Here is a 16,087-nt window from a genome sequence, read left to right as displayed (position 1 = left end):
GGCGGAGCCCGCCAGAACCGGCGGGAAAGGCGCTCCGGCCGGGTCCGGCGCGAGCGGGGAGCCGGTCGCGTCCGGTGGAGGTGGAGCGGGCTCGGCCAGGGGGCGGGGGCCGGGTGGGGGCGCCGGGCGGGCTGTGCCGCGGCACATGGCCCGGTGGCGCCCGTGTCCCGTCCGGGCCGGGCCGGGGCCCGGCCGCTCTCGCGGGCGGGCCCTGCCGCGCGGCGCACCCGCTCAGCCCGCGAGGTTGTCCGCCAGCTCCTCGCTGAGATTGGCCTCCGTGCCCGGGATGCCCAGGTCTCCGGCGCGCTTGTCGGCCATGGCCAGCAGTCTGCGGATGCGCCCGGCCACGGCGTCCTTGGTCAGCGGCGGGTCGGCGAGCGCCCCCAGCTCCTCCAGGGACGCCTGCTTGTGCTCCATGCGCAGCCGCCCCGCCGCCGCCAGGTGCTCGGGCACGTCGTCGGCGAGGATCTCCAGGGCGCGCTGCACCCGGGCACCGGCCGCGACCGCCGCGCGGGCCGAGCGGCGCAGGTTGGCGTCGTCGAAATTGGCCAGCCGGTTCGCCGTGGCGCGGACCTCGCGGCGCATCCGCCGCTCCTCCCAGGCCAGCACGGACTCATGGGCACCCAGACGCGTCAACAGCGCGCCGATCGCATCACCGTCACGGACGACCACCCGGTCCACTCCGCGGACCTCGCGGGCCTTGGCGGCGATGGAGAGCCGACGCGCGGCGCCGACGAGGGCGAGCGCGGCCTCCGGTCCCGGGCAGGTGACCTCCAGGGACGAGGAGCGGCCGGGCTCGGTGAGCGAGCCGTGCGCCAGGAACGCCCCGCGCCAGGCGGCCTCCGCGTCGCAGGTGGCCCCCGAGACCACCTGCGGGGGCAGGCCGCGGATCGGGCGGCCCCGGCCGTCGACCAGGCCGGTCTGCCGGGCCAGCTGGTCGCCGCCCGCGACGACCCGGACCACGTAGCGCGAGCCGCGCCGCAGGCCGCCGGGCGCCATCACGATCAGCTCCGAGCTGTGCCCGAAGATCTCCAGGATGTCCCGCTTCAGACGCCGCGCCGCCATCGCGGTGTCCAGTTCCGCCTCGATCACGATGCGCCCGCTGACCAGGTGGAGGCCGCCGGCGAACCGCAGGATGGCGGAGACCTCCGCCTTCCTGCAGCAGGTCCGGGTGACGGGGAGCCGGGAGATCTCGTCCTTCACCGCTGCCGTCATCGCCATGGGCCGATCCTTCCATGCATCCGAAAAATACGGTCGTACGCGGCGGCCAGCAGCTCCGGGTCGTGCCGCGGAGTTCCGTCCCTCCGGGCGACCGGCGCCAGCTCGACCGCGGCGCCGAACCGCTTGGCGGCCTCGGTGAGGACGTCGCGGTCGGGCACGGCGGCCTCGTCGGCCAGCACCACGTCCAGGGCGAGTTTAGGGGCGTGTCGTCCCAAAACCTCCAAATGACGCTGCGGGGAGAAGCCGGCGGTTTCTCCCGGTTGCGGGGCGAGGTTCAAGGAGAGCACCCGGCGGGCCTTGGTCTCGGTGAGCGCGTCGAGGAGCTGGGGCACCAGCAGATGCGGGATGACCGAGGAGAACCAGGAGCCGGGACCGAGCACCACCCAGTCCGCGTCCAGGACCGCCTCGACGGCCTCGGGGACGGCGGGCGGGTCGTGCGGCACCAGGTGCACGGACTGCACCTCGCCCGGGGTGAGCGCGACGGTCGCCTGCCCGCGGACGGTGTCGACGTCCTCGGGCCGCTCCGGGTCGTGCCCCTTGACCAGGGCCTGCAACTCCAGCGGTACGGCGGACATGGGCAGCACCCGGCCGTGCGCGCCCAGCAGCTTGCCGACCAGGTCGAGAGCCTGCACGTGGTCGCCGAGCTGCTCCCACAGGGCGACGATCAGCACATTGCCGACCGCGTGGTCGTGCAGGTCGCCCTGGGAGGTGAAGCGGTGCTGGATGACACGGGCCCAGGTCTGGCCCCAGTCGTCGTCGCCGCACAGCGCCGCCAGCGCCTTGCGCAGATCGCCGGGCGGCAGCACACCGAGTTCGTCGCGCAGGCGCCCGCTGGAGCCGCCGTCGTCGGCGACGGTGACCACGGCGGTGAGGTCGCCGGTGATCCGGCGCAGCGCGGCGAGCGAGGCGGACAGGCCCATGCCGCCGCCGAGGGCGACCACCTTGGGCTGGGCGCCGCGGCGCCGCGGCCGGGCGCCGCGCGCCTCGGCCGGCCGGCTGGCCGCACCGGCCGCCAGGCGGCCCGCACGGCCCTCGGGGACCACGCGGCGCAGCCTGCTCAGCCGGGGAGTACGTCCGGTCACTCGCGCCCCATGTCCCGGTGGACGACGACCGTCTCCACACCCTCGGCCGCGAGTCGCGCGGCGAGCTTCTCCGACATGGCCACCGAGCGGTGCTTGCCGCCCGTGCAGCCGATGGCGATGGTCACGTACCGCTTGCCCTCCCGGCGGTAGCCGGCCGCGATGAGCCGCAGCAGTTCGGCGTAGCGGTCCAGGAACTCCTTGGCGCCGGGCTGGTTGAAGACGTACCCGGCGACCTCCTCGTTGAGCCCGGTGTAGGGGCGCAGTTCCGGCACCCAGTGCGGGTTGGGCAGGAACCGCATGTCGGCGACCAGGTCGGCGTCGACCGGCAGGCCGTACTTGAAGCCGAACGACATCACGGTGGCCCGCAGCTCGGGCTCCTCCTCGCCGGCGAACTGGGCGTCCATCTTGGCGCGCAGTTCGTGCACGTTGAGGCTGGAGGTGTCGATGACCAGGTCGGCGTCGCCGCGCAGCTCGCGCAGCAGTTCCCGCTCGGCGGCGATGCCGTCGACGATCCGGCCGTCGCCCTGGAGGGGGTGCGGGCGGCGCACCGACTCGAAGCGGCGCACCAGGGCCTCGTCGGAGGACTCCAGGAAGACGATCCGCCGTGTGACGTTGCGGGCCTCCAGGTCCGCGAGGGACTCACGGAGGTTGTCGAAGAAGCGGCGGCCGCGGACGTCGACGACGACGGCGATGCGCGCGACGTTGCCCTGCGAACGGGCGCCCAGCTCCACCATGGTGGGGATCAGCGCGGGCGGCAGGTTGTCCACGACGAACCAGCCGAGGTCCTCCAGGCATTTGGCCGCCGTGGACCGGCCGGCCCCCGACATGCCGGAGATGATCACCAGTTCGGGGATGGCCGCCTCGGGGACGCCCGCCGTGTCGATGCCCGTACTCACCTGTGCTCCGTGGTCCTGGTCCGGCTGCTGCCGGTCCTCCTGCGCCGCGTCGTGCGTGCCGTCCTGCGGTGCGCCGTGCGCGGTGTCCTGTGCGGCGTCGTGCGCCGGTTCCCGTGACGCCCCGGGGGTCTCCCCGGGGGTCCGGCCGGGTTGCTCCGTCCGCGCCTGTTCTCGTGGCGCCGCGGACTGCTTCTCGTGCTCGGTCATGTCTCCTGCCCCCGTCGTTCGGCCGGGCCGCCCATGGGCACCGGCTGCTGTGCGGTGCCCGGCGTCGCCCCGGGCTCCGTCATCTCCGCGTCTTCTGCGGCTTCTACTCCTGCTGCGTCTTCTGGGTCTTCTGCGTCTTCCACGATCTCTCCGGTCGCCGTGTTCACGGCGGGTGCGGCCGGGGCCGCCTGGGCGAGGGCCACGGCGATGGTCTCGGCCGTCTTGCGGCCTATGCCCGGCACCTCGCAGATCTGGTCGATTGTGGCGGACCGCAGCCTCTTCACCGAGCCGAAATGCTTGAGCAGCGCCCGCTTGCGTGTCTCGCCCAGGCCGGGCACCTCGTCCAGCGGGCCGGCCCGGAAGCGCTTGGCGCGCCGGGTGCGCTGGTAGGTGATGGCGAAGCGGTGGGCCTCGTCGCGGACCCGCTGGAGCAGATACAGCCCCTCGCTGGTGCGGGGCAGGACCACCGGGTCGTCCTCACCGGGCAGCCATACCTCCTCCAGACGCTTGGCCAGGCCGCACACGGCGATGTCGTCGATGCCCAGCTCGTCCAGGGCGCGGCGGGCGGCGGCGACCTGCGGCCGGCCGCCGTCGACGACGACGAGCTGCGGCGGGTAGGCGAACCGCTTGGGGCGTCCGTCGTCCTCGGTGAGGGCGCCGGCCGGGGCGTCGGGCGTGTCGCCGGGGCCTTCGCCGGGCGCGAGGGCGGGTGCGGTGGTCTGCTCGCCGTCGGGCGCGCCGTCGCTCTCGCCGTCGGCCCACTCACCGGTCCGCTCCTTCTCAGCCAGGTACCGGCGGAAGCGGCGGGTGATCACCTCGTGCATGGAGCGGACGTCGTCCTGGCCCTCGAAACCCTTGATCTGGAAGCGCCGGTACTCGCCCTTGCGCTGGAGCCCGTCCTCGAAGACGACCATGGAGGCCACCACGTCGTCGCCCTGGAGATGGGAAATGTCGTAGCACTCGATCCGCAGCGGGGCGCTGTCCAGGCCAAGGGCGTCGGCGATCTCCTCCAGGGCCCGCGAGCGGGTGGTCAGGTCGGAGGCGCGCCTGGTCTTGTGCAGGGCGAGCGACTGGAGGGCGTTGCGCTGCACGGTCTCCATGAGGGCCTTCTTGTCGCCGCGCTGCGGGATGCGCAGGGACACGCCCGCGCCGCGGCGGCCGGTGAGCCACTGCTGGACCGGCTCCAGGGGGTCGGGCAGGGCGGGGACGAGGACCTCCTTGGGGACGGCGTCGCCGGTCTCCTCGCCGTACAACTGCTGGAGGGCGTGCTCGACCAGGGCGCCGGTGGTGACGTCCTCCACCTTGTCGGTCACCCAGCCGCGCTGGCCGCGCACCCGGCCGCCGCGCACGTGGAAGATCTGCACGGCGGCCTCCAGCTCGTCCTCGGCGACGGCGACGAGGTCCGCGTCGGTCGCGTCGGCGAGCACGACCGCGCTCTTCTCCATGGCCTTCTTCAGCGCACCGATGTCGTCGCGCAGGCGGGCGGCCCGCTCGTACTCCATCTCCTCGGCCGCCGCTGTCATGCGCTGCTCCAGGCGGCGCAGATAGGTGCCGGTGCGGCCGGCCATGAAGTCGCAGAACTCCTCGGCCAGTTCCCGGTGGTCCTCGGCGGAGATCCGGTCGACGCAGGGCGCCGAGCACTTGCCGATGTAGCCGAGGAGGCAGGGGCGGCCGGTGCGGGCGGCGTTCCTGAAGACGCCGGCCGAGCAGGTGCGCACCGGGAAGACGCGCAGCAGCAGGTCGACGGTGTCGCGGATGGCCCACGCGTGCCCGTACGGACCGAAGTAGCGCACGCCCTTCTTCTTGTGGCCGCGCATGACCTGTACGCGCGGGAACTCCTCGTTCATCGTCACGGCGAGGTAGGGGTAGCTCTTGTCGTCCCGGTACTTGACGTTGAACCGGGGGTCGAACTCCTTGATCCAGGAGTACTCCAGCTGGAGGGCCTCGACCTCGGTGGACACCACGGTCCACTCCACGGACGCGGCGGTGGTCACCATCGTGCGCGTGCGCGGGTGGAGATTCGCCAGGTCCTGGAAGTAGTTCGCCAGGCGCTGGCGCAGGCTCTTCGCCTTTCCGACGTAGATCACCCGGCGGTGCTCGTCGCGGAACTTGTACACCCCGGGGGTGTCCGGGATGTCTCCCGGCCTGGGGCGGTAGCTGGAGGGGTCGGCCATGTCTCACACCCTACTGGCGAGCGGTGACAGGGCGATGAGCCTGTGGACAACCCCGCACAGCCGCCCGGCCACCCCCTGGACAGACGTGCGACTACCCGCTGTGACCAGCCGTCTTCGCACGGTGCCGGGACCGGTCCGTGGACGAGGCCCGGGTCCGGCGGCGGGGTGCGGACTCGGCCAGGAGTGCCTCCGGCCGGGCCGAAGGTGTTGTCGGGACTTGGTCAACACGCTTCAATGCGGGGGAAGTCGGGGCCCGCGGACGACGGTCCACGGACGTGCGCGCACGCCGGCGGCTCCCACGTCCCTGCCCGCGGGGCGGCCCCGGCGATCCGCGCGGACGGTCCGACCAGCCGTCGTCCGTCCTTCACAGAGAGGCCCGTGCATGCTGCCGCACGCCCCCCAGCAGGAGGACGTCGCCACCGCGGAACTGGACACGGCCCTGCGGGGCGGTCCGTTCCATGTGGCGCTGCGCGCCGCGATCGCCGCCCGCGGGCTGCCGCTGCAACGCGTGCAGCACCATCTGTCGCGGTACGGCGTCAAGGTCGGGGTGACCAGTCTGAGCTACTGGCAGCAGGGCGCCAGGCGCCCGCAGCGCCCCGAGTCGCTGCGGGCCGTGCGGGCCCTGGAGGAGATCCTCCAGCTGCCCGACGAGTCACTGATCCGGCTGCTGGCCGAGACCGGGGAGCGCCCGGTCGCCCGGCAGTCCGGCGTCCGCTCCTACCGCTCCCTCGTCGAGGCGTCGGACGTCCTGCGCGACCTCCTGGCCGAGCTCGACGCGCCGGTCGACGGCGGTTTGCAGTGCCTGGGGCACCACGAGCGGGTGGGGCTCGGCGCGCGCCGGGAACTGGCCTGGCGCGAGTCGCAGCACATCGTGCGCGCCCACCGGGACGGCGTGGACCGGTTCCTGGCCGTGCACCAGGGCGACCCGGAGTGCGTGCCGGAGCAGATGCGCGTGCACGCGCAGGAGAACTGCCGCGCCGGGCGGGTGCGCCGGGACCACGGGACGGGGGTGCTGGTGGCCGAGTTCCTCTTCGACACCCGGCTGCGGTCCGGGGACACCTTCCTGTTCCGCTACGCCGTGGAGGACGGCACGGCCGGGGTGTCCGGCGAGTATCTGCGCGCCTTCGACGCGGCGGGCGGGCAGTACGCCCTCCAGGTGCGGTTCGACGCGAGTGCGCTCCCGGTGCGCTGCCACCGGTTCGCCCAGCAGTCGGCGGCGGCGCCGCGCGGGGGCCGCCAGGAACTGGAGGTGAGCGAGCGGCACCGTTCGGTCCACCTGGTCGAGCCGCGGGTGCGGCCGGGGGTGGTGGGGATCGGCTGGGACTGGGAGTGACCGGCCGGACCGCGCGGCGGCCCGGGGATCAGGCGCCGGGCCCCGCGACGATCTTGCCGCCGTCCGCGTGGACCGGGAGCGTGTCCAGCGGCACCGTGGCCGGGGACCGCACCACCCGGCCGGTGACGGCGTCGAACTGACTGCCGTGGCACGGGCAGGTCAGCGTCGTCCCCTCCAGCTCGGTGATCGCGCACCCCCTGTGGGTGCAGATGGTGCTGAACGCCTTCAGCGCGCCGTCCCCGGACCGGCTGACGACCACGTTGTGGTCCGTGAACAGCTTGGCGCCGCCCTTGGGGATCTCGCTCTCGGCGCCGAGGTCGACCGGTGCCGTCGGGGCCGAGGCCGCGCCGCCGCCCTCCGGCCCGCAGGCGGCGAGCCCGAGCCCGGCGACGGGTGTGACGGCCGCCGTGCGCAGGATCGTACGGCGGCTCGCGCGGGGACGGCCTGGCATGGGGACTCCACTGGTCGCTACGGGTCGCTGATTCGGGCACCGCCGACGATACCCACCGGCGAGGCACGGGCGGGGAGCGGGTCCGGGCGGTGGTGGGCCGGGGCCGCCGGGGGCCGCCGGGACGTGCCCGGAGGCCGCTGGAGCGAAGCCCCCCCGGGGGCTGGTGCGGGCCGCGTAAACGCTTGCGCAAGCGTTTACGCGGCTCCCCGGATGCGGTACGGTCCCCGCCACGAGGACACCGGCAGGCCACTCGGGAGGGGGCGCGCGATGCCGACCATGGCCGATGTCGCACGGAACGCGGGAGTCTCCGTGGCGACCGTCTCGCACGTGCTGAACGGCACCCGCCCGGTGCTGCCCCACACCCGCCAGGCGGTGCTCGACGCCGTGGAGCAGCTCGGCTACACGCCCAACGGGCTCGCCCGCTCCCTGGTCACCGCCCGCACCCGGTCCATCGGTCTGGCCGTGTCCGCCATCAGCAACCCGTACTTCACGGAGATCCTCCAGGGGGTCGAGGCGCACGCGCTGGAGCACGGCTACGGCCTGCTCATCGCCGATCCGCACGACGACCCGGCGCACGAGCGCAAGGTGGTCCAGCTCCTGCACGAGCGCCGCGTGGACGGCATGATCGTCGCCCCCTCGGCCCGGCCGGACGCCCTCGTCGCCTACCTCGCGCGGCACGCCGTACCGACCGTGTTCCTCGACCGGCTGATCGACGCGGCGCCGGACACCGGGGCGTCCGGCGCGCCGGGCTTCGACCAGGTCTGCGCCGACAGCGCCGAGCCGACCGCGCTCCTGGTCACCCACCTCGCCGGGCTCGGCCACCGCCGGATCGGCCTCGTCGCGGGGCTGCCCGGACTGAGCACCACCCGGGAGCGGATCACCGGCTACCGGCACGGTCTCGCCGCCGCCGGACTCCCCCACGACGAGCGGCTCGTCGTGCACGGCGACTCGGCGGCGGACGGCGGACACCGGGCCACGGACGCCCTGCTGTCCCTGGCCACACCCCCCACGGCGCTCGTCACGGCCAACAACGCGATGACCATCGGAGCGCTGCGGGCACTGCGCGAGCGGGGCCTGTCCGTCCCGGGCGACCTGGCGCTGTGCTGCTTCGACGACTTCGACTGGGCCGATCTGTTCTCCCCCAATCTGACGGCGATCGCCCAGCCCGGCCGGGAGCTGGGCGCGCGCGCCGTCCAGGTGCTGCTGGACCGCCTGGCCGACCCGGAGGCACCCGCCCGCACGGTGCGGCTGCCCTGCGCCTTCGTCCACCGCACGTCCTGCGGATGCCCCGCACAGCCCGAGGAAGGAACCGACTCGTGATCGTCGTCGCCGGTGAGGCCCTGATCGACCTGGTACCGCAGGGCGCGGGCGCCCTCGCCGACCTCAAGCCGGCGCTCGGCGGCGGCCCCTACAACACGGCGGTCGCCCTCGGCCGTCTCGGCTCCCCCGCCGCCTTCTGCTCCCGCACCTCGCGCGACGCCTTCGGCGAGGCCCTGCTGGACGGGCTGCGGCGGGCCGGGGTCGACGTCAGCGGTGTGCAGCGCGGCGGCGAGCCGACCACCCTGGCGGTCGCGACGGTCGGCGCCGACGGCTCGGCCGCGTACTCCTTCTACGTCGACGGCACCGCGGACCGCCTGTTCAGCGCGCCCGCCGCGCTGCCCGCCGGGACCCGCGCGGTGTCGTTCGGGACCTGCTCACTGGTGCTGGAGCCGGGGGCGAGCGCCTACGAGGAACTGATGCGGACGGCGGCCGGGGCGGGCGTGTTCACGGCGCTGGACCCGAACATCCGCGCCGGGCTGATCCCGGACGCCGACGCCTACCGGGCGCGCTTTCGCGGCTGGCTGCCCTCGGTGACCCTGCTGAAGCTCTCCGAGGAGGACGCGCGGTGGCTGGGCGGCTCCCCGCGCGAGTGGCTGGCCGCCGGGCCGTCGGCCGTGGTGGTCACCCATGGCGGCGACGGGCTCACCGCGCACACGCGGGACGGCGCCGTGCACACGGTGCCCGGCGAGAAGGTGGCGGTCGTCGACACGATCGGCGCGGGCGACACCGTAAACGCCGCGCTGCTGCACGGTCTGGCCGCCCGCGACGCGCTCTCCCCGGAAGGGCTCGCCGGTCTCGGCGCGGCGGGCTGGACGGCACTGCTGCGGTTCGCGGCGCGTGCGGCGGCCGTCACCTGCTCCCGTGCGGGCGCGGAGCCGCCGTACGCCTCGGAACTGGGCGAGGCGTAGCGGAGTAGAGGAGCAGAGGCGTAGCCGACGCGGGCCCTGCCCGCGCGTGCATGCGGGCGCCCCGCGGGAGGAGGTCCCACGGGGCGCCTGCGGTGGCCGTGCGGCGGATCAGCCCTTGCGGGCCCGCGCGGTCTTCTTCGCGGGGGCGGCCTTCTTGCCCGCCGCGGCGGTCTTCGTCCTGGCCGTGGCCGTCTTGCGCGGGGCGGCAGCGGCCGCCACCGCCTTCTTGGCGGCGGACTTGCGCGGTGCCTTGACCGGTTCCGCGTCGCTGACGCGGTCGGCGCCCAGGATCTCCCGCAGGAACTTGCCGGTGTGGCTGGCCGGCACCCCGGCGACCTGCTCGGGCGTGCCCTCGGCCACGACGAGACCGCCGCCCGCGCCACCCTCGGGGCCCATGTCGATGACCCAGTCGGCGGTCTTGATCACATCGAGGTTGTGCTCGATGACGATGACCGAGTTGCCCTTGTCGACCAGGCCGGACAGGACCTTGAGCAGCTTGCTGATGTCCTCGAAGTGCAGACCGGTGGTCGGCTCGTCCAGGACGTACACCGTGCGTCCGGTGGAGCGGCGCTGGAGCTCGCTGGCGAGCTTGACGCGCTGCGCCTCACCGCCGGACAGGGTGGTCGCGGACTGGCCGAGCCGGACGTAGCCGAGGCCGACGTCCTTGAGGGTGTTCAGGTGCCGGGCGATCGCCGGGACCGCCTCGAAGAAGTCGGTGGCCTCCTCGATGGGCATGTTCAGCACGTCGGCGATGGACTTGCCCTTGTAGTGGACCTCCAGGGTCTCCCGGTTGTACCGGGCGCCGTGGCAGACCTCGCACGGGACGTAGACGTCCGGGAGGAAGTTCATCTCGATCTTGATGGTGCCGTCGCCCGCGCAGTTCTCGCAGCGGCCGCCCTTGACGTTGAAGGAGAAGCGGCCGGGCTGGTAGCCGCGGACCTTCGCCTCGGTGGTCTCGGCGAACAGCTTGCGGACGTGGTCGAAGACGCCGGTGTACGTCGCCGGGTTGGAGCGCGGTGTACGGCCGATGGGCGACTGGTCGACGTGCACCACCTTGTCGACGAGGTCGTCGCCGTCCACGCGCGTGTGCCGCCCGGGGACGTTGCGCGCGCCGTTCAGCTCGCGGGCCAGGTGGGTGTAGAGGATGTCGTTGACCAGGGTCGACTTGCCGGAACCGGAGACACCGGTGACGGCCGTGAAGACACCCAGCGGGAAGGACACGTCGATGTCCTGGAGGTTGTTCTCCCGGGCGCCGCGCACCGTGAGCCGCCGGGACGGGTCGAGCGGGCGGCGGATGCCGGGCAGCGGGATCGCCTTGCGGCCCGACAGGTACTGACCGGTCTGCGACTCCTCGTTGGCGAGCAGCTCCTTCAGGGAACCGCTGTGCACGACCTTGCCGCCGTGCTCGCCCGCACCGGGACCGATGTCCACGACCCAGTCGGCGACCTTGATGGTGTCCTCGTCGTGCTCGACGACGATGAGCGTGTTGCCCATGTCGCGCAGCCGGACCAGGGTCTCGATCAGCCGGTGGTTGTCGCGCTGGTGCAGGCCGATGGACGGCTCGTCCAGCACGTAGAGGACGCCGACGAGGCCGGAGCCGATCTGGGTGGCCAGGCGGATGCGCTGGGCCTCGCCGCCGGAGAGGGTGCCCGCGGCGCGGTTCAGCGACAGGTAGTCCAGGCCGACGTCGACCAGGAAGCGCAGCCGCTCGTTGACCTCCTTGAGGACGCGCTCGGCGATCTTCTTGTCGCGGGCGGTCAGCTTCAGCTCGCCCAGGAAGTCCGCGCAGTCGCTGATGGACATCGCGGAGATCTCGGCGATCGAGCGGCCCATGAGCGTGACCGCGAGGACAACCGGCTTGAGCCGGGTGCCCTCGCAGGTGGGGCAGGGCACCTCGCGCATATAGCCCTCGAAGCGCTCGCGGCTGGCGTCGCTCTCGGCCTCGCTGTGCCGGCGCTTGACGAAGGGCACGGCGCCCTCGAAGGGCGTGGTGTAGACACGCTCGCGGCCGTACCGGTTGCGGTAGCGGACCTCGATCTGCGTCTTGTGGCCGTACAGCAGGGCCTTCTTGGCGCGCTGCGGCAGGCCCGCGAAGGGGATGTCGGTGCGGAAGCCGAGGGCGTCGGCGAGGGCGCCGATGAGCCGGCCGAAGTAGTCCTTGGTGTGGCCGTGCGACCAGGGGTGGATGGCGCCCTCGTCGAGGGACTTGTCCTGGTCGGGGACGATCAGCTCCGGGTCGACCTCCATGCGCGTGCCGATGCCGGTGCACTCGGGGCAGGCGCCGAAGGGCGAGTTGAAGGAGAAGGAGCGGGGCTCCAGCTCCTCGAAGGACAGGTCGTCGTGGGCGCAGTACAGGTGCTCCGAGTACATGCGCTCGCGCTCGGGGTCGTCCGCGGGGAGGTCGACGAAGTCGAGCACGACCATGCCGCCGGACAGGCCGAGGGCGGTCTCCACGGAGTCGGTCAGGCGGCGCTTGGCGGAGTCCTTGACGGTGAGGCGGTCGATGACCACCTCGATGGTGTGCTTCTCCTGCTTCTTCAGCGTGGGCGGGCTGGAGAGCTGGATCGTCTCGCCGTCCACGCGCGCGCGGGAGTAGCCCTTGGTCTGGAGGTCGGCGAACAGGTCGACGAACTCGCCCTTGCGCTCGCGCACCAGCGGCGAGAGCACCTGGAAGCGGCTGCCCTCCGGCAGCTCCAGGACCTTGTCGACGATGGCCTGGGGCGACTGCCGGGAGATCGGCCGGCCGCACTCGGGGCAGTGCGGCTTGCCGATGCGGGCGAACAGCAGACGCAGGTAGTCGTAGACCTCGGTGATGGTGCCGACCGTGGAGCGCGGGTTGCGCGAGGTCGACTTCTGGTCGATGGAGACCGCCGGGGAGAGGCCCTCGATGAAGTCGACGTCCGGCTTGTCCATCTGGCCGAGGAACTGGCGGGCGTACGAGGAGAGCGACTCCACGTAGCGCCGCTGGCCCTCGGCGAAGATCGTGTCGAAGGCGAGGGAGGACTTGCCCGAACCGGACAGGCCCGTGAAGACGATGAGCGAGTCCCGAGGCAGGTCGAGCGACACGTTCTTCAGGTTGTGCTCGCGCGCGCCACGGACGATGAGACGGTCGGCCACGCCGGTCCGCACCTTTCTTTGGGAGAAGTGACAGGGGCGGGGCCCCCGTGCTTCTTCAGCCTAGGGGGAGCCACTGACAACGCCGGGTGGGATTCCCGGATCCGCCCGGAGGGTCCAACAATCCCCGGCTCTCCAGCATGCCCGACGCCGCCGCCGACGATATCGCACGCGCTTTCGATTTGCGGCCGTAGTCCGCCTCCTTCACCCGAAGGTGTGACGCCGCTAGGGTCGGGCGCATGATGGATCACGCGCGTGACCTGGCGTCTGTACAGGAAGCCACCGAACGACTGCTCAGCGCGGCCGGTGCACTGGACAACGCGGCTGTGACCGACGAGTCACGGCTGCCCGGCTGGACCCGCGGCCATGTCCTCGCCCACCTGGCCCGCAACGCGGACGCACTCGTCAACGTCCTGGAGGGGCGTCCCATGTACGTCTCCGGCGAGGCGCGCGACGCGGACATCGAGCGCGACGCCCCGCGCCCGCTGGACGAGCAACTCGCCGACGTGCGCGAGAGCGCGGCCCGCTTCGGGCGGGTGGCGGCCGCGCCCGCTGACTGGTCGCGCACGGTGGAGCTGCGCAACGGCGTCACCGACAGCGCCTCCCGGGTGCCTTTCCGGCGCTGGGCGGAGGTCGGGCTGCACCATGTCGACCTCGGCATCGGCTACGAGCTGGAGGACCTGGGGGACGGGTTCACGGAGCGGGAGACCGACTTCCTCGCCCGGCGGTTCACGGGCCGTCCCGACGTGCCGGCGACCCGGCTGACGGACGGCACGCGCGCGTGGAGCACCGGCCGGGAGGCCACCGCGCCGGAGATCACCGTCACGGGCGCCCCGGCCGACCTGCTCGGCTGGCTCGCCGGACGGCGGGACGGCGCCGCGCTCACCGTGACGGGCGGCGCGCTCCCGAAGCTTCCGCCGCTGTGACCGGCGCCCGGGGGTCCGCGGCCTCGGCCCGCACGGCATAGGCTGACGGCCATGACGTACAGCGGAGAGGTGCGGGTCGGCGGCCCGGCGGACGTGCACGAGCTGAAGGACCTGATGATCACCAAGATCGCGGTCGGTCCGATGGACAACAACGCCTATCTGCTGCGCTGCCGGGCCACGGACGAACAACTGCTGATCGACGCGGCGGCCGACGCGCACACGCTGCTCGGCACGATCGGTGACGACGGCATCGCCTCCGTCGTCACCACCCACCGGCACGCGGACCACTGGCAGGCGCTGGCCGAGGTGGTGGCGGCCACACGCGCGCGTACGTACGCGGGCCGGGACGACGTCGAGGGCATTCCCGTGCCGACGGACTTCCCGGTCGGGGACGGGGATGCGATCAGCGTCGGACATGTGCGGCTCACCGCCCGCCATCTGGTCGGACACACCCCGGGCTCCATCGCGCTGGTGTACGACGACCCGCACGGACACCCGCACGTGTTCACCGGCGACTGCCTCTTCCCCGGCGGCGTGGGCAACACGCACCACGACAAGCAGGCGTTCGCGAGCCTGATCCACGACGTCGAGACGAAGATCTTCGAGCCGCTGCCGGACGAGACCTGGGTCTACCCCGGGCACGGCAACGACACCACGCTGGGCGCGGAGCGGCCGCATCTGCCGGAGTGGCACGCGCGCGGGTGGTGACCTCCCACCCGGTGGGGGCCGCACACCCCGTGTGCAGCCCTCACCCGGCGGCCAGGGCCGCGATCCGCTCCACCGCGAAGGCGTACCCCTGCACCCCGCAGCCGGCGATGACTCCGTCGGCGCGCAGCGAGACGTAGGAGTGGTGCCGGAACGCCTCGCGGCGGTGCACGTTGGAGAGGTGGACCTCCACGACCGGCATCCCGTCGCAGGCGTTGAGCGCGTCCAGGATGGCCACGGAGGTGTGGGAGTAGGCGGCGGGGTTGATCGCGATGCCGCAGTGGCCGAGCCGGGCCTCGTGGATCCAGTCGATCAGCTCGCCCTCGTGGTTGGACTGCCGGAAGTCCACCGTGCCGCCGCACGCGGCCGCCGTCCTCTCGCACAGGGCCTGGATGTCGGCGAGGGTGTCGGAGCCGTAGATCTCCGGCTGCCGCTGCCCGAGCAGGTTCAGGTTGGGGCCGTTGAGGATCATGATCGGGGCGTTGGCCAGGGTGCGGGGCACGGTTCCTCCGGGTCCGTCGGGGCACGGCGATCGGCGGCGGTCGGCTGTGACCGCCGCCGGACCCGGTCTATCACGGGGCTCCGGACGCCCCTCCCCGGGCCGCCCCTCTCGCGGCCCTCGCCGTCAGGGGTTGATGGCCAGTTCGAGGTACGCCGCGAAGATCACCAGGTGGACACCGCCCTGGAGCGGGGTGGCCCGGCCCGGCACGACGGTCAGCGAGCTGACCACCACCGTGAGCAGGAGCAGCAGCATATGGGTGGAGCCGAGGCCGAGCACGAGCGGCCCGGAGAGCCATACGGAGGCCAGGGCGACGGCCGGGATGGTCAGGCCGATGCTGGCCATCGCGGAGCCCAGCGCGAGGTTCAGGCTGGTCTGCACGCGGTCGCGGCGGGCGGAGCGGAGGGCGGCGATGGTCTCGGGCAGCAGCACCAGCAGGGCGATGATCACACCGACGACCGCGTGGTGCAGTCCCGCGGACTCCACCGCGGACTCGATGGTCGGCGAGACGCCCTTCGCCAGCCCGACCACGCCGATCAGGGCGAGGGCCAGCAGTCCGACGCTGGTCCAGGCCATACGCGCGGAGGGGCGCTCCGCGTGGTCGTCGGCGGTGATGACGTCGCCCTGCCGGGTGATGGGCAGGAAGTAGTCGCGGTGCCGGACCGTCTGGGTGGCCACGAACAGCCCGTACAGGATCAGTGAGGACACGGCGGCGAAGGTGAGCTGCACACCGGAGAACTCCGGCCCCGGCTTGCTGGTGGTGAACGTGGGCAGCACGAGGCTGAGCGTGGCCAGGGTCGCCACGGTGGCGAGGGCCGCGCCGGTGCCCTCGGCGTTGAAGACGGCCGTGCCGTGCCGCAGCGAGCCGGCGAGCAGACAGAGTCCGACCACGCCGTTGCAGGTGATCATGACGGCGGCGAACACCGTGTCCCTGGCCAGGGTCGCGCTCTTGTCGCCGCCGTCCAGCATCAGGGTCACGATCAGGGCGACCTCGATGACGGTCACGGCGATGGCGAGGACCAGCGACCCGAAGGGTTCGCCGACCCGGTGGGCGACCACCTCGGCGTGGTGGACCGCGGCGAGCACCGCGCCGGCCAGCACCACCGTCACCAGGACGACGATCGCTCCGGGCAGCCCCCGCCCCCAGGTGAGGACCAGCAGGACGACCGCGAGGACCGGCACGACCGTGGTCCATGCCTTGGCTAGCGCCCTGAACCGCGTGATCATGCTGCGATCGTCGCAGAGGCCGGC

The 16,087-nt window shown here is 73.1% G+C and carries 13 protein-coding genes; 5 read left to right on the top strand and 8 right to left on the bottom strand.

Features of this window, described 5'->3' with window-relative positions:
• Nucleotides 1-231: 231 nt before the first annotated feature.
• Genes whiA through uvrC form a run of 4 tightly spaced genes read right to left on the bottom strand, consistent with a single transcriptional unit; the run spans nt 232 to nt 5,580 of the window.
• On the bottom strand, nt 232-1,221 hold the full coding sequence (gene whiA / locus ACWDYF_RS06950) for a DNA-binding protein WhiA (RefSeq protein ID WP_018567608.1): 990 nt from the start codon (nt 1,219-1,221) through the stop codon (nt 232-234).
• The gene (locus tag ACWDYF_RS06945) at nt 1,212-2,303 is read right to left on the bottom strand and encodes a gluconeogenesis factor YvcK family protein (protein ID WP_018567607.1); all 1,092 of its coding nucleotides are present in this window, start codon (nt 2,301-2,303) and stop codon (nt 1,212-1,214) included. The genes whiA and ACWDYF_RS06945 overlap by 10 nt, the downstream gene beginning before the upstream one ends.
• The gene (gene rapZ, locus ACWDYF_RS06940) at nt 2,300-3,406 is read right to left on the bottom strand and encodes an RNase adapter RapZ (protein ID WP_381743836.1); all 1,107 of its coding nucleotides are present in this window, start codon (nt 3,404-3,406) and stop codon (nt 2,300-2,302) included. The genes ACWDYF_RS06945 and rapZ overlap by 4 nt, the downstream gene beginning before the upstream one ends.
• A complete protein-coding gene (uvrC, locus tag ACWDYF_RS06935) occupies nt 3,403-5,580 on the bottom strand; it encodes an excinuclease ABC subunit UvrC (RefSeq protein WP_389474475.1) in 2,178 nt (725 codons plus the stop codon). Before uvrC ends, rapZ begins: the two co-directional genes overlap by 4 nt.
• 385 nt (nt 5,581-5,965) lie before the next feature.
• On the opposite strand from uvrC, the gene ACWDYF_RS06930 reads away from it, so the two are divergent.
• On the top strand, nt 5,966-6,913 hold the full coding sequence (locus ACWDYF_RS06930) for a hypothetical protein (RefSeq protein ID WP_389474490.1): 948 nt from the start codon (nt 5,966-5,968) through the stop codon (nt 6,911-6,913).
• Between the two features lie 28 nt (nt 6,914-6,941).
• On the opposite strand, the gene ACWDYF_RS06925 is transcribed toward ACWDYF_RS06930, so the two are convergent.
• Nucleotides 6,942-7,364, bottom strand: a complete 423-nt coding sequence (locus ACWDYF_RS06925) for a Rieske (2Fe-2S) protein (protein WP_389474477.1) — start codon at nt 7,362-7,364, stop codon at nt 6,942-6,944.
• A 267-nt stretch (nt 7,365-7,631) separates the two neighbouring features.
• On the opposite strand from ACWDYF_RS06925, the gene ACWDYF_RS06920 reads away from it, so the two are divergent.
• Nucleotides 7,632-8,684: a LacI family DNA-binding transcriptional regulator gene (locus ACWDYF_RS06920; protein WP_389474479.1), complete on the top strand. Its 1,053-nt coding sequence runs from the start codon at nt 7,632-7,634 to the stop codon at nt 8,682-8,684.
• Complete coding sequence (locus tag ACWDYF_RS06915) at nt 8,681-9,592, top strand: carbohydrate kinase family protein (RefSeq protein ID WP_389474481.1); 912 nt, start codon at nt 8,681-8,683, stop codon at nt 9,590-9,592. The genes ACWDYF_RS06920 and ACWDYF_RS06915 overlap by 4 nt, the downstream gene beginning before the upstream one ends.
• Nucleotides 9,593-9,700: 108 nt before the next feature.
• Here the strand turns inward: ACWDYF_RS06915 and uvrA are convergent, their stop codons facing one another.
• On the bottom strand, nt 9,701-12,709 hold the full coding sequence (uvrA, locus tag ACWDYF_RS06910; RefSeq protein WP_018567600.1) for an excinuclease ABC subunit UvrA: 3,009 nt from the start codon (nt 12,707-12,709) through the stop codon (nt 9,701-9,703).
• Nucleotides 12,710-12,945: 236 nt separating this feature from the next.
• Between uvrA and ACWDYF_RS06905 the strand changes: the two genes are divergently transcribed.
• Both ACWDYF_RS06905 and ACWDYF_RS06900 read left to right on the top strand, forming a co-directional pair.
• Nucleotides 12,946-13,632, top strand: coding sequence for a maleylpyruvate isomerase family mycothiol-dependent enzyme (locus ACWDYF_RS06905; RefSeq protein WP_389474483.1), 687 nt, complete (start codon nt 12,946-12,948; stop codon nt 13,630-13,632).
• 51 nt (nt 13,633-13,683) lie between these two features.
• Complete coding sequence (locus tag ACWDYF_RS06900; RefSeq protein ID WP_018567598.1) at nt 13,684-14,340, top strand: MBL fold metallo-hydrolase; 657 nt, start codon at nt 13,684-13,686, stop codon at nt 14,338-14,340.
• 40 nt (nt 14,341-14,380) lie between these two features.
• Here ACWDYF_RS06900 and aroQ read toward each other — a convergent pair whose 3' ends face one another.
• The gene (gene aroQ / locus ACWDYF_RS06895) at nt 14,381-14,839 is read right to left on the bottom strand and encodes a type II 3-dehydroquinate dehydratase (protein ID WP_018567597.1); all 459 of its coding nucleotides are present in this window, start codon (nt 14,837-14,839) and stop codon (nt 14,381-14,383) included.
• 123 nt (nt 14,840-14,962) lie between these two features.
• On the bottom strand, nt 14,963-16,063 hold the full coding sequence (locus ACWDYF_RS06890) for a calcium:proton antiporter (RefSeq protein WP_381743830.1): 1,101 nt from the start codon (nt 16,061-16,063) through the stop codon (nt 14,963-14,965).
• Nucleotides 16,064-16,087 lie beyond the last annotated feature (24 nt).

The sequence above is a fragment of the Streptomyces sp. NPDC003284 genome (assembly GCF_053589675.1).
The sequence above is the reverse complement of the archived record's forward strand: the minus strand, read 5'-3'. Positions and strand labels throughout refer to the sequence as shown.